Source organism: Pseudarthrobacter sulfonivorans (assembly GCF_014712225.1).
GTDB classification, from domain to species: Bacteria; Actinomycetota; Actinomycetes; order Actinomycetales; family Micrococcaceae; genus Arthrobacter; species Arthrobacter sulfonivorans.
Genome location: NZ_JACXBW010000006.1, coordinates 147,271 through 166,005 on the forward strand (window position 1 = coordinate 147,271; position 18,735 = coordinate 166,005).

Sequence of the window (18,735 nt, forward strand, 5' to 3'; positions counted from 1 at the left end):
TCCTGTTGCCTTGGAGGAATACGCGCCCCTCGCAGTGCCAGCGGATGCGCCCGGCGGGAACTCTCTGGGGGCCAGGAGTTCCCGCCGGGCGGATGGTGTTTGTGGTGCGGGGTTCTGGCGTGTTAGTCCGTGCGGACCTTGCTCGGGTCCACGTTCCGGGCTGCGAAGATCAGCAGTCCGGAGGCCAGGATGGGGATGACACCCCACCAGAGGGTGGCGTTGATCCAGCCGGCGCCGGCGGCGAGGGTGGCGGTGATCAGCAGGCCGCCGAGGATCGCCCCGACTTGGCCTGAGGCGTTGATGATGGAGGCGCCCGTTGCCCGCGTGTGGACGGGGAAGCTTTCGCCGGTGAAGAACAGCAGGGCCGAGAAAGGGCCGATGAGGAAGAACAGTCCGGCGCTGTAGAGCCCGATGATGAGCGGGAAGTTTCCGTTCGGTGCCTGAAGCATGGCGAAGAAGGAGACGGCACACAGGATCCAGCCGATGCCGATCGCGCTGCGGCGCCCGATCCGATCGCCCAGCCAGCCGTGGAACAAGTAGCCGGCGAAGGCGGTGGCATTGGAGATGATGAGGACCAGCAGCGCGTTGTCGAACTCGACGTTCTTGCCGTCCGATGCCGTAAGCAGCGACGTGCCGAGGATCGCGAATGCAAGGACGCCGAACCAGTTCAGGAGGAAGGCGCCGCCGATTGTCAGGGTGGACCGCAGTGATTCCCCACGGAAGACGGAGACGAGTGGGCTGGCTTTCTCCGAGACGTCGATTCCGTATTTGTTACCGAGTTGCTGTGCCTCTTCCACCCGGCCGTCCTTGATCATCTTGTCGATCTGGTGACGGTGGGCGAACTGGGGGCTCTCCTTGAGCCAACGTCCGGCGATGACGATGAAGATGGCGGGGATCGCGGCCACGACGAAGCAGAGCGCCCACCCGCCGATGGGGAACAGCAAGTAGACAGACCCGGCAGCCAGCACGGAGCCGACGGGCCAGCCCGACTGGACGAGCGAGTAGATGAGACCCCGACGGCGGGCCTTGGCGGGATCGCTCTGGTGGGCAAACATCTCGTTGAGGTAGGCGGCGTTGATGGCTTGTTCGGCGTAGCCGAGGCCGGCCAGAGAACGTACGAGGATCAGGAAGATGATTCCCAGGCCGGCGGCGAGGCCTACTACCCAGCCGACGGTGGCGGTGAGCAGGGAGGCGACGGCGGCGCCGATGACGGCGATCAGGATCCCCTTGCGGCGGCCGATCCGGTCGACGATCGGGCCGATCGCGAAGGCCACCAGTGCAGTGCCGGCGGTAACCCAGGTATTGATCCCTGTGGACTGGGCCGCACTCCAGCCGAGGTCTGCGGCCAGTACTGGCAGGAGGTTGCCGAAGAGGACGAAGTCGTAGACGGCGAAGGTCCAGGCGAAGAAGCATATCCAGGTGGCCAGTCGGACGTCTTTGGGGGTGACGTCTGACTCGACGAATCGGAAGAGTGGGGCAGTGGACATAGCGGTTCCTAATTCACGGGGAGGGGTGGATGGTGTGATGAGGATGTGTTGGGTACGGAACGAGGGGGCGACCTGGAAGCCAGATTCACTATCTGGCCTCCAGACGCCCCCTCACTACTGCTGGTCCTGGATCAGCTGGTGGGGCTGAGTTCGGCGACCAGGACCTCACGGCGTCCCGCAGTGGCCTTCAGGTCGACCGTGAGTTGGCCGTTGACTTCCTTGAGGACCACACCGTAATCGCGGGTGGCTGCTTCGGCCGTGGTGAAGCCGTCCAGGACGTCCTCGAGGACCTTCAAAGGGTCCCGCTTGTGCGGGTCACCGAAGCCGCCACCGCTGGGCACGGTGATCTGGAGGGAGTCGCCGGCCAGCAGCTGCCGACCGGTGACCTTGGACGGCCAGGACTCCTCCCCCGCCCGGCCGACGTTCTTCACCAGCGAGCCGTTGAGGCCCTCATGGCCGCCGAAGGCGCCCCACGGAACGTCCGACTCGTGGCGTTCACCCTCACAGGTGATCGCGGTGTCGGTCAGGAACGTGTTCTCCCGGACGATGCCGATGCCGCCGCGGAACTCGCCGGCCGCCCCCGGCTCGGAACGCAATTCGTAGCGGTCGGTGCGCATCGGGAACCGCCACTCGAGCTCCTCGATCGGGTTGTTGCGGGTATTGGCGATGAGGTTGTCCACCGAGTCCGGCCCGTCGCTGGTCGAGCGGCCACCGTAGGCGCCCTCGTTGACCTCGAGGTAGACCCAGTACTCGCCTTGCTTCTCATCCCAACCGGAGTAGGAGATGAAGTGGATGTGGGCGGAGTTGCCGGCCGTGACGCGTTCGGGGATAACGGGGGCGAGGGCCCGCAGGGCCAGGTCGACGGCGCGCTGCACCTGGGAGAACCGCGAGAAGGTCGCCGCCGGGTACTTCGGGTTGAAGATGGTGCCTTCCGGGGCGATCACCTTCAGCGGCTTGAGCATGCCCTCGTTCTGGGGCACGAACACCGGGAAAGCGACCTCGTCCAGGAATATCATGCGGGTGATGAACGTGAACGCCGAGACGGTGGTGCCCTCGAAGGCGCAGTTGTAGGCGGTGGGTACTTGTTCGGAGGACCCGGTCAGGTCGTAGGTGATCTCGTCACCCTCGACAATCACCTTCACGACGATCGGCAGCTTCTTGCCGTAGTTACGGCCGTCGTCGTCCAGGTAGCCGACCTCGGTCTCGTAGACGCCGTCGGGGATCTTGGCGATCTCCTGGCGCAGCATCCGCTCGGAGTAGTCGATCCAGCTCTGGCCGGCGTCGCGCACCGCGCCGAAACCGTAGCGCTCGATGAGGGCGGTGTAGCGGGTCTTGGCCAACTCGCAGGCGGCGATCATGGCCTGGAAATCGCCCTCGTTGGAGGTGGGTGTCCGGGTGTTGTTAAGGATGTGCCGGATCAGCGATTCCTGACGGACCCCCTTCTCGGAGATCTTGACCGCCCGGAAAATGGTGCCCTCGGACTGGATGTCCTGGATGTCCACCATCAGCCCGGAGTATGCGCCGCCATTGTCGATCAGCTGGCCGGAGGCACCGGCGAAGCCGACGAGCTCCCCGTCGTGGAAGATCGGTTCGATGATCGCCACGTCGGGAGAGTGCGTGGCGCCCAGGTACGGATCGTTGTGCAGGATGATGTCACCGTCGTGGATGTCGTCGCCGAGGACCGAGATCACGCCCTTGACGATCTTGGGCATGGAGCCCATGAACATTGGTGTGGAGTCGGACTCGGCCAGCACATTGCCGTCCTTGTCGAACAGGCCTGCACCGAGGTCCTCGGACTCGCGGATGATCGATGAGTAGGCCATCCGGAACAGCACCGAAGCCATTTCCTTGGCTGCGGAGTTCAGGGCGCCGCCGATCACGCGCATCAGGATCGGGGTGGCCAGTTTCTCGGCGCTCTGGGCGGCGGCCGGGCAGTCGACGACGAGGTTGCCGGCCGGGTCCACCGTTCCGGAGAATCCCGGCGGAATGACGACGGTGGAGTCGTACTGCTCGATGATGGCAGGGCCGGCGAAGGTGGTTCCCACGCCCATCCTGTCGCGGTCATAGAAGCCGGTGTCCAGGGTGACCGGCTTGCCATCCTGTTCGAAGGTCACCGGGCGGGTTTCGACCAGGGCGTCCTTGAGGGAACCGGACTTCGTCGCTTCCGGCGTGGGCAGGTCATCCATCACCGCGCTGGCCTCGACACGGATGTTGATGACCTCCACGGTGCCGTTCTTGAAGCGGTGGCCGTACTCCTCAAAGTGGGCGTCGTGGAAGGCTGCCTCGGCCTTTTCCAGCCAGGCCTGGTTGACCGGTCCGGCGGGGGCAGTGAAGCGGATCTCGTATCCCTGGCCCTCGTAGCGGGCGTCGGCGAGCCATTCGAGCTTGCGGCGTTCGGCCGGCACGTCCTCGGCATCGAGCTGGGCGTTGGCCTCGCGCTCGAGCTGTTCATAGGAGCCCTGGATGGCGCCGGAGTCCGCGCTGGCGAACGTGAACCGCCTGGTGGCGACGAACTCGTACTTCTCGTCCGTGGCCAGCAGGCCGGTCGCGGCCATGATGCCGGGGTGGGCCGGGATCAGCACCTTCGGGACCTCCAGTTCAGCGGCGATCTCGCAGGCGAACAGTGCGCCGGCACCGCCGGCGGCGACGAGGGTGAAGTCGCGCGGGTCGTAGCCGCGGCGTACGGAGTTCTGTTCGATCGCCTGGGTCATGCCGAACTTCTGGATCTGCAGCGCGCCGAGGGCGGCCTGGTCCACTGACATGTTGAGCTTTTCTGCGAGCCCTTCCATGGCCTTTCGGGCACCCTCGAGATCCATGTCCATTCCTGAGCCTGCCAGGACGCGGTCAGGGCGCATGCGGCCCAGCAGCACCTGGGCGTCAGTTGATGTCGGTTCCGTGCCGCCGCGACCGTAGCAGACCGGGCCGGGGACGGCGCCGGCCGACTGGGGGCCGACACGGAACACCCCGCCGGCGTCGACGTAGGCGATGGAGCCGCCGCCGGCACCGATGGTGTCGATGTCCACCATGGGGACCATGGCCTGGTGATCGCCGATCTTGGTGTCCAGCAGGTGGCGCATGCGCAGTTCACCCTGGTAGGCCACACCGATGTCCGCCGAGGTACCGCCGATGTCCAGGGTGACGACGTTCTCGAAGCCGGACTGGCGACCGGCCCACATTCCGCCGATCAGGCCGCCGACCGGGCCGGACATCATCAGGGTGACGGGCCGCTTGGCGGCCTCCTTGATGGGGACCATGCCGCCGGAGGACTGCATCAGCAGGATCTCCCGCTTGTAACCCAAGCCTTCGGCCTGCTCCTGCAGGCGGTAGAGGTACCGCGAGACCCGGGGCCCGACATAGGCATTCAAGGCAGTCGTGGAGAACCGCTCATACTCCCGGTACAGGGGCACGATTTCGCTGGACAGGGACAGGTACGCCTCGGGGAATTCCTCCGCGACGATCTCCCCGATCCGCTGCTCGTGGGCGGGGTTCAGGTAAGAGTGCAGCAGGCAAACCGCGATGGCCTCGACGCCGGCCGCCTTCAGCTCGAGGACGCGCTCACGGACCTCGTCCTCGTTCAGGGCAACCAGGACGTCACCGTTCGGGGCAGTGATGCGCTCCTTGACCGTGAGCCGATGCCTGCGCTTGATCAGCGGCTTGGTCTGCCAGGGCAGCTCCTGCTGCAGCGAGAAGTTGTACGGCTTCTTGTGACGGGCGATGTGCAGGATGTCCCGGAAACCCTCCGTGGTGATCATCCCGACCTCCGCACCGGTGTGCGTCAGCGCGGTGTTCGTAGCCACCGTGGTCCCGTGCACCAGCTGGTCGATCTCCGCAAGCGAGACACCGGCCTTCTCACAGAGCTTCTTGATGCCGGAGATCACGGCTTCGGACGGGTCATGCGGGGTGGACGGTACCTTCTCCACAACGGCAATGCGCTGTGCGTCGTCCGAAAAATACAAGTCGGTGAAGGTGCCGCCGACGTCTACTCCGATGCGCTTCATACTGGGGTCCTTTCGGAAGTGAGGCTCAGGACTGCGTTGAAGGGGATAGCCTGCGTAGGCCTCTCGGCCATAAGGCCAGCCCCGGGTTGGAGTCCGCTGGGGTTAGACCGCAAATCTATGTGTTATGGGTCACAAAGTTGCTTACTAAGCAATGTAGTTCTTGTGGGAGCAACATGCAATGGCTAGCGGCTCTTTTTTTCAGGCGCCCCCTTGGCCTATGGACCGGATGCTGCGAGTGGTCAAGGGTTGACCCCCGCGCGGCTTTTGGATAAATCGCCTCGTTCCGAGTTCATGCTTTTCGGATGACGTCGGCCTGGCCCCCTTGGCCGACGCGGGGCCTGGAAGCGAATTCCGGGAAATCTCAGAAAAGGGGTTGTACGTTGCGCAAACAGCAACTACTGTGATGGCACAGCAACAAAATGCGGACAGGGAAAGCCCGGTCCTCGAGAGAGTGGAGACAACCATGACAACAGAGACGTTCAACGACATCGAAGCCCGTCTTGCAGCAGTGCTGGAGGAGGCGTTCGCAGCAGGCACGGACATCTACAACGAGCGAGGCTTCAAGCGTCGGATCGGCTTCGGCAACCGCCCCGCCGTCATCCACATCGACCTCGCGAACGCCTGGACCCGTCCGGGCCACCCGTTCAGCTGCCCGGGCATGGAGACGATCATCCCGAACGTCCAGCGCATCAACGAGGCCGCGCGTGCCAAGGGTGTCCCGGTCTTCTACACCACGAACGTGTATCGCAACCGCGATGCCACCTCCGGGACGAACGACATGGGTCTGTGGTACTCGAAGATCCCCACGGAGACCCTTCCGGCGGATTCCTACTGGGCGCAGATTGACGACCGCATCGCGCCCGCGGAGGGCGAGGTCGTGATCGAGAAGAATCGCGCCTCGGCGTTCCCGGGGACGAACCTCGAGCTCTTCCTGACCTCCAACCGCATCGACACCCTGATCGTGACCGGTGCGACCGCGGCCGGGTGCGTGCGCCACACAGTCGAGGATGCGATCGCGAAGGGTTTCCGCCCGATCATCCCCCGCGAGACCATCGGTGACCGCGTCCCGGGCGTCGTGCAGTGGAACCTCTACGACATCGACAACAAGTTCGGTGACGTGGAGTCCACGGATTCGGTGGTGGATTACCTGAACCGCCTCCCGCAGTTCGAGGACACGGTCCCGAAGACCCTCTCGGATCCCCAGCCCGAGGTGGCATGCCCCGCGGATCCGGCCTAAGCCGCACCGCACTCTCGGAGCCCCGCGGTCCGGCATCCGCGGGCCGACCCGACGACAGCCGGCACCCCTCAGCGGGTGCCGGCTGTCGTCGGGTCGGGCTGGGCTGCGGTGATGAGTGCGTTTCTGGAACACGGCAGTGGCCAAGGATACCTCTACGCCGATCCACCACCCGATGCCGTGAGGAGCAGATTCGAGACCAGAACGTCCATCAGAGGGGCTCCTCCGCCGTGGACGTCGAGCCGCTGGAGAACGTCATCCAGTACCATAACAACCTGCCCGACCTCGCCGACACTGTTCCGCGAACCCGGTCAAGACCCCCGTGGGCTAGGCGGATCCTTTCACCACGGTGCGGTCCCGGATCTCCTGGGCCGCGGCGGGCCCGCAGCGGCCGGCGGCCCGGCCTCCGGCCAGTGGAGGAACGGGCATCGTACGATGACTGATACGGGTGATTTGCACTAGCGCCCGAAGAGGGAGAACTCATGCTGGATCAACAAACCACTACCGACAAACCGCAAGGGGCGGCAGCGTCGTTGCTCAACGGTCTGACGGTTCTCGAAGCCTTCTCCGTCGCCAAGCGATCCCTCCTGGGCGTCACGGAGATCTCTGAGCTCGTCGGCCTGCACAAGAGCACGGTCTCGCGGATGCTTGCCGGCCTGGACGAAGCCGGATACGTGCAGCGCGACGAAGACACCGGGCGATACCGCCTCGGACTCGGGATGATCGGCCTGGCCGGACCGCTGCTGGCCGAGCTCGGTGTCCGCCGTGCCGCCCTGCCCCATCTCGAAGAACTCACCGAGGCCACCGGCGAGACGGCCGCGATCGCCGTCTGGAATGGCACCAACGCGATCGTTGTGGAACAGACGGCGAGCCCTCATCAGGTCAAGCACAGCGCTGCGATCGGCACGCGCTATAACAAGTTCGCCAGCTCCTCGGTCCGCGTCTTCCTCGCCGAACTCCCGCCCGAGGAGACTGACCGCCTTCTGGCCGGCCGCACAGTGCTGCAGCACGACTACCGGGGACTCGCCGACCCGGCCCATGAACAACTGGCCGAGGTCCGGGACCACGGCTACGCCGTGAACGACGGCGAGACCACATACGAGGAATACGGCGTCTCCGCACCCGTGCGGGACTACCGGGGCGCAGTCGTCGGCTGCATCACAGCCAGCGCACCCCGGGCCCGGGTGCAGCACCAGCAGAGTCAGTCCCTCCTCCGCGAAGCCGTGCTACAGGCAGCCGAAAGGGTATCGTCACGGCTGGGTAGCCGTCCGGGCGAAACAACTCCAGTGCCCTGACCGCCGCCATCGCCCTCCGGAAAGCAACCCCCGCACTTGCCTCCAGCCTCCAGCAGCCAGGGGACGGTAAAAGCCGCGACACGGCGCCCCGGCAGGATCGAGCAACTTCTGCGCGCCGCTTTCCTCGGCGGTCTCCAGCGCAGGACCGACCGGCCCGAGCGTCGTGGTCACGGCCTCGCCGGGACCGGAGACGCGGAGGTGTTCGATCCGCAGGGCAGCCCCTTCTCCAGAACCGCGCAGGCCGTTGAACCTGACACTTCCGGCGTGGCCGCGGTTGGCACAAGCTGGGAAGAGAAGGCCCTACGCCTACGCGGACGGATTGGCTGCCGGGACGGAACTTTCAGGTCTGATTCCTTCCCGTGGCTCAGGTCGCGGCCGACCAGCCCAGGCGATTGGATACTTCCGAGGCAGCATGTTGCACGGCTTGAACCAAAGCGTCCCCGGTGGCGTGCTTGTGCACGCGGGAACGGGGAGCGGATGCAGTGATGCACCCAACCACCTTGCCTCGGTAGTCCCGGACCGGAGCGGAAACCCCAAACTCCTCCTCGGCAGTCGAACCATCGTTGACAGCGTATGCCTGACGGGCGACTTCCTGCAGGTGGGCTGTGTGGTCCAACGGCAAACCATCTCCTGCCGTGCGTAGTATCCGCCCCGTTTCGATCAGTTCGGTCGCGAGGGCCGGGGCCAGCTCCGCCAGGAAGACCCGCACCGAGGAACTCTCGAATTTGTTGTATCGGGTTCCAATGGTGGCAGTGTGTTTGACCTGATAGTGGCTGGCGACCTGCTCCACGACGATGGCCTCATGACCATTCCAGACCGAGATTGCGCTGGTCTCTTGGGTGCTTTCGGTCAACTGCTCCAAATACGGAAACGCAGCCCGTCGGACATCCAGATCCGCCAGCAAAGGGCCGGACAACGCAAGGAGACCCAGTCCGAGCCGATACCGTCCCGTCTCCTCATCCCGCTGGACATATCCAGCTTCAGCCAGACCGCCAAGAATGCGCGACACCGTACTCTTGTGGAGGCCAACGCGCTGAGCAACCTCAGTCACACCAAGAACCGGATTTTGAACGGAAAAGGCTTCCAGTACAGCAAGACCGTTCAACAGGGAGGCCGCAGCTCCTTGGACTTGCCCGTTGTCCTGCCTCGGTCTGCCTGCCATCTGCATCCTTCCGTGTGGCGTGTCCCCCGCCGCTCTTTTGGCCCATCATATGCCGCAGTCCGGGATGTAGCCGCCAGTACTACATCGCCGGCGGCGCGGCCCCAAGAATACGACCTGCAGGACGCCAGCCCGGATCCGCGCGTGCCGAAAACACTCGCTGCTGGCGCTACCTCGCCCCTGTTGGTTCTCCGTCGGCTCGTGGTCGCGGCTCGCTTGTTTCGCCGCCGCCGCGCGGGCTTGGGCTCCGGATCGTGGGGCGGTAGTAACGCGGCAGTAACGCGCCATGGTCAAGAATCAGGACCATGAGGCCCGGTACGGACTCTTCTGTGGTGGGCCAGAACCTGGGAGCCGCTTGTGAAACTCATTCTGTTCGATCTTGGTGACACTCTCGAGAGCGGTGGTGTCCTCCTTCCCGGCGCCGTGGAGACGCTTGAGGCGATTGCCGCACTGCGCACCGACGGGCAGCCGGCCGCCGTGCTCGGTCTCGTGTCCGATTTTGACATGCCGGCCGCGCCCTCGGATGTAGGCGCCATCCAGCAGCAGTATTACAGCCTGCTTGACGACCTCGGCATCCGGCAGTTCTTCGAGCCCGTCGCGGAACGGGTCACCTTGTCCACGGAGGTGGGCGTGTTCAAACCGGACCAGGCGGTTTTCCGGGCAGCAGCCTCAAAGGCGGGTCCCGCCGTCGAATTCGGCGACATTCTGTTTGTGACCGAGAACCGCAACCATGTGCTCGCAGCCCGCCGTCTGGGGCTGGTGGCTGTCCATGTCCGCGGCCCGGGGCAGCCGCACGGTGAGATCGACACGCTGGCCGGGGTCCTGCCGCTTGTGGAGACGTTCCTTGACCGCGGGGAACCGGTGGAGACCGTTGTCATGGACGTTCACCCAGACGGTCAGGAAGCGATGATGAACCGCATCGGGGCCAGCAATGCCAGGTGGTCCAGGCTCGGTGACGTACTTGTGGTGCGCACCCCCGCCGGTCGCCCCGGACAGGACCCCGACCGCGGCGAGGCTGCTGATTCGGCGCGCCGCCTGCTGGTTCCCGAACGGCATCTTCATGTGGTCACGCAGACCGCCCGCCTCTTCCAGGAGGACCATCCTGATGTCCGCGTCGTGGTGGACAAAGGCCGTTACCTGGTGGTCGAATTCGATCCTGCCGTGCAGTCCCCCGCCGACGGGCCGCACGCGTCCTGTTACCGGGTGGGCCCCCTTCCGGCCGGCGCCGTGGTGTTTGACCAACGGGCTGCCGGGGCCGGGCGATCAGCGCCGGCGGCTGCGGAGGGGGGCATCGGCGCCGACGACCTGTCTGAGTCAGCGTTTGAGGACGACGTCGGAAGGCTGGCGCGCCTGCGCACGCGCCACTCCCGAAGCACCGAGTTCCTCGGGGCTTTGGACTGGGCGGAAGGGCGGCTGACCGAACTTGGCTATGCCACGCAGATCCAGACCGTCGCCGTCCCCGGCGGGACAAGCCGCAACCTCATTGCTGACCGCCCCGGGGACGGTGCTGAGCGGGAGCTGGTGCTGGTCACTGCGCACTTGGATTCCGTGAACGTCACTGGCTTTTCAGCCGCCGCACCGGGTGCGGACGACAACGCCTCCGGCAGTGCCGGCGTGCTGGCCATCGCCCGGGCACAGGCGGGCCGGTCAACGACGCACGACCTGCGCCTGGTCCTGTTCGGAGGCGAGGAACAGGGCCTGTTCGGCAGCACACAGTACGTGAGCGGCCTCAACGCGGCTGAGCGCGCACGGATCAGCGCCGTCATCAACATGGACATGATCGCCTGCAAAAATACCGGCACGGCCACGGTGCTGCTGGAGGGGGCACCCGTGTCGCAGGGCATGATCGACGCCCTGGCAGGCATCGCGCAGGCAAGTACGTCGCTGGCCGTTCAGACCAGCCTCGACCCATTCAATAGCGACCACGTGCCCTTTATCGACGCGGGCATTCCGGCCGTCCTGACGATCGAAGGAACCGACTCTGCCAACGACCGCGTCCACACTGACCGGGACACCCTCGAGACACTCGACACCAGCCTCGCCCTGGAAATTTTGCGGATGATCGCCATCTTCGTGGCGCAGGCTCTGAACAGCGGCACCTGATACCGGTCGAACCCGTTCACGTGCCCGGCACAGGGGCATACATGACCAGGTGCAGTTCCGGCGCGTCCGAGGGCACCAACCGGTGCTGCTCATAAACCAACTCACCCGCCTCGGGGTGGAGGAAGACCCGTTGCCGGGAGGCGAACCGTTCCACGCCGCGGTCGGCCCAGAGCTGGGCAAACTCGGGGCTGGCCGCGGCCAGGCGGGAGATCAGCGCCGTGTGAGCCGCCGATCCCAGGCGCGCTCCTGCTTCGGCGCGGAATTCAGCAACGAAATGCCGTGACGTCTCTTCCCAATCGGGGAGCATCTCGCGCAGGTGCGGGTCCGTGAAAATCAGCCAGAGCAGGTTCCTGTCAGCCGGTCCGACGGCCGCTATTCGCGAATACAGGCCTGCGTAAGCACGGTTCCAGCCGGCGATCCCCCAGTCCGGGGCCACGGCGAAGGCCGGGAAGTCCAGAGAGTCCAGCAGCCGCTGCACGTGTGCGGGTGCTTCCTCTATCGGGGCGATGTCCGCCACTGGAACGGGAGTGTAGCCGCCCAAAGCCAGAAGGTACGAGTTCTCGGCGGCTGTCAGTTGAAGCACCCGCGCGATGGCCTCGAGGACCTGGCGCGAGGCATTGATCTCCCGGCCCTGTTCGAGCCACGTGTACCAGGTGACACTGACGGCGGCGAAGGAGGCAACCTCCTCACGGCGCAGTCCCTGGGTGCGGCTGCGCCCGATGGGCGGCAGTCCCAGCTCCGCCCGAACCAGGTTTCCGCGCCGGTCACGCAGGAACTGCCCCAGCTCCCGCCGTCGTTCATCACTCATCCCAAGAATCTAGCACTCCCACTACTAGTACCAGGACCGTCTTCCACCGCCGCACGCCCACTGGTTGACTGCTTACATGCCTCCTCTACGCTCACGAACAGTCACCCACGGCCGCAACATGGTGGGCGCACGCGCCTTGCTCCGGGCCGCCGGCGTCAACGGATCCGACTTCGGCAAGCCGATCATCGCCGTCGCAAACAGCTTCACCGAATTCGTCCCCGGCCACACCCACCTCCAGCCGGTCGGGCGCATCGTTTCGGACGCCATCATTGAGGCCGGTGGCATCCCGCGCGAGTTCAACACCATCGCCGTCGACGACGGCATCGCCATGGGCCACGGCGGAATGCTCTACTCGCTGCCCTCGCGCGACCTGATCGCCGACTCAGTGGAGTACATGGTCAACGCGCATTGCGCCGACGCCCTGATCTGCATCTCGAACTGTGACAAGATCACCCCCGGCATGCTGATGGCCGCGCTGCGGCTGAACATCCCCACGGTCTTCGTCAGCGGAGGCCCCATGGAAGGCGGCACCGCGGTCCTGGTGGACGGCACCGTCCGCAAGCGCCTGAACCTGATCTCCGCCATCGCCGACGCCGTCAACGACTCCGTCTCCGACGAGGATCTCCTGCGGATCGAGGAAACGTCCTGCCCTACCTGCGGTTCCTGCTCCGGCATGTTCACGGCCAACTCCATGAACTGCCTCACCGAAGCGCTCGGCCTCTCGCTGCCGGGCAACGGCACCACTCTGGCCACGCACACGGCCCGCAAGGAGCTGTACCAGGACGCCGGCAAGGCAATCGTGGACATCACCAACGCCTACTACGACGGTGACGACGAGTCAGTGCTGCCGCGCGCCATCGCCGGCCGCGCCGCGTTCGAAAATGCCATGACCATGGACATCGCCATGGGCGGCTCGTCCAACACCATCCTGCACTTGCTCGCCGCCGCCCAGGAGGCCGAACTCGACTTCACGCTCGAGGACATCGACGCCATCTCACGCAAGACACCCTGCCTGACCAAGGTTGCCCCCAATGGCGACTATCTCGTCGAGGACGTACACCGCGCCGGCGGCATCCCGGCCATCCTCGGTGAACTGGACCGCGGCGGGATGCTCCGCCACGATGTGCGCTCCGTGCACGGTCCGGACCTGCGCTCGTGGCTGGACAACTGGGACATCCGCGGCGGCAAAGCCACCGACACCGCCGTCGAACTGTTCCACGCGGCGCCTGGTTGCGTCCGCTCCGCGACGGCCTTCTCCCAGTCCGAGCGCTGGGACACCCTGGACACCGACGACGCGAACGGCTGTGTCCGCTCGATCGAAAACGCGCATACCGTGGAGGGCGGACTGGCCGTGCTCCGGGGCAACATCTCGGTGGATGGTTGTGTGGTGAAGACCGCCGGCGTGGACGAATCGATCTTCAAGTTCTCCGGCCCGGCCGTCGTGTTCGAATCGCAGGACGACGCCGTCGAAGCCATCCTCAGCAAACGGATCGTCGCAGGCGACGTCGTCGTCATCCGCTACGAAGGCCCGCGCGGCGGTCCGGGCATGCAGGAGATGCTTTACCCGACGTCGTTCCTCAAGGGCCTGGGTCTCGGCGCGAAGTGCGCGCTGATCACCGATGGCCGCTTCTCCGGCGGAACCTCCGGGCTGTCAATCGGGCATATCTCCCCCGAGGCTGCCGCGGGCGGGGCCATCGCACTGGTCGAGAACGGCGACACGATTTCCATCGACATCCCCGCGCGTTCCATCACGGTGGAAGTGCCCGACGACGAGCTTGACCGCCGCCGCGATCTGCTGGAGGCGACCACCGGCTACCGGCCCCGCGACCGTGAGCGCGCCGTCTCCCCCGCGCTGCGTGCCTACGCGGCCTTCGCGCTCTCCGCAGACAAGGGGGCAGTGCGGCACGTGCCCCTGGAGCCGCTGCCGGTCGCCGTCGGATAAGGGATGCGGCCGTAGGCGGCGGATTACCCGACGGTGTCCGCCGCCTCCTCGGCCTCTGCAGCTACCCGCGTGTAGGACGCCGGGAGGCGGCGGTACGCGGGGTTAAGGGTGCGGCCGCGACAGTGATGATTCCGGCCACGGGGAACATCTCCAGACCGCAGGGGCCATCAACGCCATGATGTCCGCCGCGATCCGCTTTAAGGGTGGCGAACCGTTCGGGCCGATCGCTTCAGGGCAGGCCATACCAAGTCGCCGGCAGGATCTCGGAAACGGTCAGGCAAAGATCAGCAGCACTGCGGCCGCCGGCGCTCCGCAATGCCTGGGCCCGTGGTCCGCTTCGTTTCCGCGGCCATCTATCGTGCCAGGAAAGCCCACATGGCCCGATGTTAGGGCAGTCAAAACGATCCAATAACGCCCCGATAACGCTCGCCCGGGTTAACTGCTGGGACCGGCCCTAATGTTCGGAGCGCGCCATGTGGCGAGAACTTTTGTGAAGAAGGCAGATCGTGACTTTTGCATGCTTGCCGGATGCGCTCGTTAGGGCCTCAGCCATCAGCGTCTGCCACAATCCCCCGGCGTGTCTGAAACAACGGGAACCGAAACTGTAGGAAAGCAGGACGGTATGGTCGACCCACATCCTGAACGTCTCTCCAAGGCACCTTCAGCATTTGGATTGCTGCGCCCCCGTCTGACCCCAGGCCTGAATGATTCAAGCAGCCCGCGGCTGGGACTGGTAGTCGGCCCCCCTGGCACTGGGAAGACAACCCTTCTCACACAGTGGGCAGCGCAATGTTCCGGCGATGTGGCGTGGTATCGGTCGAGCAAGCTCGATGCGAAACCGGAGAGAATGATTGTATGTTTTGCAATTGCTTTGGCTAGAGCCATCAAGGCCGAGCCGGCCAGCTCTTTCCCCGCCTTGGCACGTGCCACCGAGCGCCTGGAACGTCCACTGTATTTTGTCGTGGACGATTTCCATCTCTTGGAAGATACATGCGCGGAGGCTGAACTTGAACAGCTGATAGCCCTCAGCTCGCCCAATGTGCGCTTCCTCGTTGGAAGCCGCCGATCGCCTCATCTCAATCTGGCCAGATCCGAGCTGCAGACTGCCCTAACAATCCGCGGAGACGATCTGAGGTTTCGCATACCCGAAATTGATGAGCTTTTTCGCAACACTTACGGGCAGCCGCTCAGCCACGACGGCGTCTCAAACCTGGCTCAGGTGACCGAGGGCTGGGCCGCAGCGCTGCACCTCTTCCACCTCGCAACGAAAAACCGCACCAGTACAGCAAGACGGCGTTCCGCGGAATCCCTCGGTGCGACGTCACGATTTGCCCGAGACTACCTGACCCACCACTTCCTGGCCGGAATCTCAGCGGAGATGGAAGAATTGCTCCGCGTCTCGTGCCTGCTGGAAGTCCTCACGCCATCACGTTGCGATGCGCTTCTCGATAGAAATGACAGCCGGGTGCTGCTCCACCAGCTCGAGCGCCTTGGGGTCCTATCCATGGACGATGACGGAACGATGTTCCGGACACCGAAGGTCCTGCGGCAATACCTGCTTGCCAGCGTCGGCGATGCGGGGTCAGATGCACAGGTTGAGCTCCGGCAACGGACCGCGGCCATTCTTGAACAGGAGGGTGCGGTGGGCGCAGGGCTACAGGTCCTGGCAGAGGGTAATGACTGGAAGGCAGTGGGACAGGTTCTTGGCCGGGCCGGCACGCTGGCCGTCCTGCCCGGAATGTGCAGATGGGCGGCTTCGCTTCCTGATTCCGTATTGCGGGACGACGCTTGGACCATGCTGGCGCGCTGCCGGCAAATGGTCGACGACGGGCGGCCCGCAGCGGCGGAGCGCGCCGCCGCCCGAGTTCCCGATCTAACGGCCGACCGTGATTGTCGGCGCCTTGCCCGGGATCTTAGTCTGACAGCGGCTGTGTGGGCCGGTAGCGCTGCCCCGCCGTCCGTATTTGCCCCGTCGTGGGAGTTACGGAATGCGCTCCACAGTAATCCTGGTGCTGCAGCACGCCCGCTGGCATACCGGCGCCAGCCCGAAAACGTGCTGGCCGCAGGATTGTCGCTTCTGGTGGCGGGAAACCAGAAAGCCGCACTGCCACTGCTAATTGGGGCTGCTGAGCGGCCCGGCACCTGCCTCGGGTCTGCCCTCGCGGCGCAACTTGTCCTGGCCGTATTTGGGCACGACAACTCAGGCACGGCCTCTGGCGCCGCCGCCACTGAGGTCGACGCCGTCCTGGGCGAGGCAGAACGGCGGGGCCTTACGTGGCTATGCCGTCTGGCTCATGGCATCCAGGCGGCACTGCGCAGGACCCCTGCAGGGTTCAAGGCAGTGGACGCTGTCATTGCATCCTGCGAGGACCGCGGCGACGAATGGGGAGCGGCGCTCGTCGCCGCTGCCGCAGCGCTTATCCGTCTGCGGTCGGGGGCCACAGATCTTGAGCAGCTGGAGGCCCTCGCCTTGCGCTTCCGCCGGCTTTCGGCCGGCACGCTCGAAGCCTGGGCCCGGTCGGCGCAGGCACTTGTCGCCGCAAGCCTCGACATCCCGGGAGCCCTCGACACCGTGCAGACCGCCGAAGCGTTCGCCCGTGCCGCAGCTGTGCCCGGGGCCCTTGCAATCTCGTACGCAGCTATGGCACTCCAAACGCCGGACGAGTATGAAGAGCTGATGCGCCAAGCCACGCAAACAGGGCAGTCTGCAGGCCTGCTATGTCGTCCTTGGACGTGGTTGGTCCCGAAGAGTCAGCAACGGCGCCTTCCGGGCCCTATGAAGCAGGCTGTGGCCGCCGACCTGCCGCTTTCAACAAGTCAGGAGCCCAGCCGAACAGACCCGCCGTGCCGGGGCGCCCGGCTGCCATCGTTGGACGTGGCGTGTTTCAGTGGATTCACCCTTCGCCGTGACGGCGTAGCGGTGGACCTCTCCAAGATACGGCCCCAGGCACGTACCGTGCTGCGGATTCTTTCCCTCAATGCGGGCCGCCTAGTGCACCGGGAGAAGCTCGCGGGCATACTGTGGCCCGACTTAGACGCGCCGGCTGCTCTTCATGCCCTGCAGGTGAGCGTGTCCTGCCTTCGGGGCGCGCTGCAGCCTGAAGGGACCTCCGAATGCCCGCAGCTTCTTGCCCGACAAGGCGAGGCCTACGCACTGGTGCTCGGGACAGGGTCCACCTTTGACCTTGCTGACTTCGACGACGCACTCTATGCCGCCTCCAAGGCGAGGTCGGCCGGGGACAACCCTGGCACGGCAGTTGAACTTCGCCGGGCTGTCGAGCTGTACACGGGCGAGGTCCTCCCCGAGGATGGGCCGGCCGAATGGGCCGCCGAGACGCGCGAAAGGTACCGCATGCGGGCTGCCGAAGCTGCCGCATCGCTCGCGGGGGTGGAGTTTGGTTTAGGGAACTCGGCAGCAGCGGCCGCCGCCGCAACGCGGAGCGTTGAAATAGATCCTTGGCGGGATGAATCGTGGCGGACCCTGGTTGAGACGTTCCGACAGTTAGGGGATCCGGCCGCCGCCCAACGGGCGCAGAGCAGATACGACGTCGTGCTGAATTCGCTGGGAGTCCCGGCCGGCCCTGACCGCACAACGGCTGACAAGGTCACCGTCGGCTTGAGAACTGAATCTCCGTGACAGCCACGGGTGCTTCCGCAGGACCCGACGACTCGAGGATCTTGAACCGCACCGAAGAAACCCGGTCTGCGCCGACGTAGAAGTCCTGCCTTGCCGGCCCGTCCATCAACGCGAACGTTTTGATGGGACGCTCGCCGTCGGCTTGGAGTGCAATAATCTCCACACTCCGCGGACGCCGTTCGCTGTCCGGACCGCCGGTGACGTAGATGTACGTCAAGCGGATTTCCCGTCCGAAAGTAATGTCAAGGTATTGGTCTGCCGTATTGCCCGTCACTCCCGCGGCCCATGACGTGTTCCTGAAGGTGTCTATCGCCAGATCGGCCCCTCGGTCCGGTGCTGAACTCGATGCAGTGGCCTTAATGGCGCGTTCGTTTCCGCTGAACAGGATGTCCTGGACCCGTTCCACACCACCGGCAATCGTATCCTTGCCCGCGTAGGCTGCTCCGCCAAGGACGCCCAGCACCGCCAGAAAGGATACAAGCCTGACGGGGAACCGCCGCCGTTTGCGTTTCGGCCGGGTCCCGGCGGGGAGCGAAGGCTTCGCACGTTTTGATGCGAGCCGACGCCACCACGGCGGTGGCGGCACAACCGCGGCCTCCTTGAGGCTCGCTGCACACCGTCGGCAGAAGTTGCGGTCCGGTTTGTTCCCTGTCCCGCATCGACCGCAAATCAGTTCGCCGGGTGCCGGCGGCTCCTCATTGCCGGGAGGATGGGCGGCTGCCGGAGGTGGGGTTGTCCGTTTGCCCGGTTTTACCTCACCCGGCCCGGTGCTGCCATCGGTCACCGGGACGGCGGGCTTCCCTGCTTTGACGGCCCCTGGAGCGTCGTCCTCACGGGAGCCGCCGGCCATGAGCGTTACGCGCGGCACCGGGGAAAGACCGCTGGCGTCCTTGCCCGCCCGTGGGGCCGGGCCCTGTTGGGAACCGGGTCCATGGACCGACGGATGACTCGGGGCGTGGTCCGGCGGCGGAGGGAGCTTGGGCAAGAGCACTGTTTTCATGGCGGGGCCGGGATCTGCCCCGGGCTTTTCTGTTGCGCTGGGCCGTGTTTCCCCCTGCTCGCCCTGCCACAC

General features: G+C 65.4%; 10 protein-coding genes. 5 read left to right on the forward strand and 5 right to left on the reverse strand.

Features of this window, described 5'->3' with window-relative positions; genetic code table 11:
- Positions 1–122: 122 nt before the first annotated feature.
- Positions 123–1,487, reverse strand: coding sequence for an MFS transporter (locus IAQ70_RS09805; RefSeq protein ID WP_190989125.1), 1,365 nt, complete (start codon positions 1,485–1,487; stop codon positions 123–125).
- Positions 1,488–1,618: 131 nt separating this feature from the next.
- Positions 1,619–5,485, reverse strand: coding sequence for a hydantoinase B/oxoprolinase family protein (locus tag IAQ70_RS09810; protein WP_190989126.1), 3,867 nt, complete (start codon positions 5,483–5,485; stop codon positions 1,619–1,621).
- A 463-nt stretch (positions 5,486–5,948) separates the two neighbouring features.
- Between IAQ70_RS09810 and IAQ70_RS09815 the strand changes: the two genes are divergently transcribed.
- Together IAQ70_RS09815 and IAQ70_RS09820 are read left to right on the forward strand one after the other, a co-directional pair.
- On the forward strand, positions 5,949–6,722 hold the full coding sequence (locus tag IAQ70_RS09815; RefSeq protein ID WP_190989127.1) for an N-carbamoylsarcosine amidohydrolase: 774 nt from the start codon (positions 5,949–5,951) through the stop codon (positions 6,720–6,722).
- Between the two features lie 479 nt (positions 6,723–7,201).
- On the forward strand, positions 7,202–8,014 hold the full coding sequence (locus tag IAQ70_RS09820; RefSeq protein ID WP_190989128.1) for an IclR family transcriptional regulator: 813 nt from the start codon (positions 7,202–7,204) through the stop codon (positions 8,012–8,014).
- Between the two features lie 364 nt (positions 8,015–8,378).
- On the opposite strand, the gene IAQ70_RS09825 is transcribed toward IAQ70_RS09820, so the two are convergent.
- Complete coding sequence (locus tag IAQ70_RS09825; protein ID WP_263406493.1) at positions 8,379–9,119, reverse strand: IclR family transcriptional regulator; 741 nt, start codon at positions 9,117–9,119, stop codon at positions 8,379–8,381.
- A 411-nt stretch (positions 9,120–9,530) separates the two neighbouring features.
- On the opposite strand from IAQ70_RS09825, the gene IAQ70_RS09830 reads away from it, so the two are divergent.
- A complete protein-coding gene (locus IAQ70_RS09830; protein WP_317983624.1) occupies positions 9,531–11,276 on the forward strand; it encodes a M28 family peptidase in 1,746 nt (581 codons plus the stop codon).
- A gap of 16 nt (positions 11,277–11,292) precedes the next feature.
- Here IAQ70_RS09830 and IAQ70_RS09835 read toward each other — a convergent pair whose 3' ends face one another.
- The gene (locus IAQ70_RS09835) at positions 11,293–12,084 is read right to left on the reverse strand and encodes a helix-turn-helix transcriptional regulator (protein WP_190989130.1); all 792 of its coding nucleotides are present in this window, start codon (positions 12,082–12,084) and stop codon (positions 11,293–11,295) included.
- Positions 12,085–12,160: 76 nt separating this feature from the next.
- Between IAQ70_RS09835 and ilvD the strand changes: the two genes are divergently transcribed.
- Together ilvD and IAQ70_RS23170 are read left to right on the forward strand one after the other, a co-directional pair.
- Positions 12,161–14,026: a dihydroxy-acid dehydratase gene (ilvD, locus tag IAQ70_RS09840; protein WP_190989131.1), complete on the forward strand. Its 1,866-nt coding sequence runs from the start codon at positions 12,161–12,163 to the stop codon at positions 14,024–14,026.
- Positions 14,027–15,245: 1,219 nt separating this feature from the next.
- A complete protein-coding gene (locus tag IAQ70_RS23170) occupies positions 15,246–17,663 on the forward strand; it encodes an AfsR/SARP family transcriptional regulator (protein WP_190989132.1) in 2,418 nt (805 codons plus the stop codon).
- Here IAQ70_RS23170 and IAQ70_RS09850 read toward each other — a convergent pair.
- Positions 17,632–18,249 carry a discoidin domain-containing protein gene (locus tag IAQ70_RS09850; RefSeq protein ID WP_190989133.1) on the reverse strand — a complete coding sequence of 206 codons (618 nt, stop codon included), beginning with the start codon at positions 18,247–18,249 and terminating at the stop codon, positions 17,632–17,634. The two genes, IAQ70_RS23170 and IAQ70_RS09850, sit on opposite strands and share 32 nt — an antisense overlap.
- Between the last annotated feature and the right edge of the window lie 486 nt (positions 18,250–18,735).

What these genes read in the sequence shown, in the direction of transcription:
- IAQ70_RS09805 (WP_190989125.1), bottom strand. Translation starts at nt 1,487, where the DNA reads ATGTCCACTGCCCCACTCTTCCGATTCGTCGAGTCAGACGTCACCCCC.
- IAQ70_RS09810 (WP_190989126.1), bottom strand. Translation starts at nt 5,485, where the DNA reads ATGAAGCGCATCGGAGTAGACGTCGGCGGCACCTTCACCGACTTGTAT.
- IAQ70_RS09815 (WP_190989127.1), top strand. Translation starts at nt 5,949, where the DNA reads ATGACAACAGAGACGTTCAACGACATCGAAGCCCGTCTTGCAGCAGTG.
- IAQ70_RS09820 (WP_190989128.1), top strand. Translation starts at nt 7,202, where the DNA reads ATGCTGGATCAACAAACCACTACCGACAAACCGCAAGGGGCGGCAGCG.
- IAQ70_RS09835 (WP_190989130.1), bottom strand. Translation starts at nt 12,084, where the DNA reads ATGAGTGATGAACGACGGCGGGAGCTGGGGCAGTTCCTGCGTGACCGG.
- ilvD (WP_190989131.1), top strand. Translation starts at nt 12,161, where the DNA reads ATGCCTCCTCTACGCTCACGAACAGTCACCCACGGCCGCAACATGGTG.